Annotated in this window: 1 protein-coding gene and 1 pseudogene; both read right to left on the bottom strand. The window is 56.2% G+C overall.

The window, feature by feature from the left end:
* Positions 1-139: conjugation system SOS inhibitor PsiB family protein (locus FTE26_RS08450; RefSeq protein ID WP_272457545.1), on the bottom strand; the 139-nt coding region annotated here is incomplete at its 3' end.
* A 54-nt stretch (positions 140-193) separates the two neighbouring features.
* Positions 194-505 (bottom strand): annotated as a pseudogene (locus FTE26_RS08445) (ParB/RepB/Spo0J family partition protein); the annotation flags it as partial.

Genomic DNA, 505 nt, shown 5'->3' with positions numbered 1-505 from the left:
TCCAGTTGTCCGGCGCATCCAGTTCCCGCATCACGGCGTGTGTCAGCTCACGACGTTCATCACTTCCGGCTGCCCGGATATCTTCATATTCCTGTGCGCTCATGGTCTGTAATACATTCAGGGTCAGTTCAGTTTTCATCACGGTATCTCCCTTGCTGCCGCCCCGTCTCCGGCGGGGCGGTGTGGTTGTTTATCAGGCGGCATCAGCCAGGTTATCGGTGCGTTCAGTGGTATCCGTCTGTGGATGTGGTGCACACATCCAGCCAGGCACCCAGCGGTTGTCTTTCATATGGTGCTCTGCATGTTCAGCCGCATCACCTTTCTTCATCTTCTCTGCATCCCGTGCAGCACCGGACAGTCCTGCCTCATTCAGGGCTGCGATAATCTGCGGCTTTTTCAGGTGTCCGAAGAAGTTTGCTTTTGTCGGCTGCCACCAGTCGCGCATGTGGAATCCGATAGCGGTTTCCAGCGAGTCAAGCGGACTGCGTGACGTGTGACCACACTC

This window comes from Escherichia sp. S10b (assembly GCF_028421345.1).
Classification (GTDB): Bacteria; Pseudomonadota; Gammaproteobacteria; order Enterobacterales; family Enterobacteriaceae; genus ECMA0423.
This window is presented reverse-complemented; position numbering and strand designations above follow the sequence as displayed.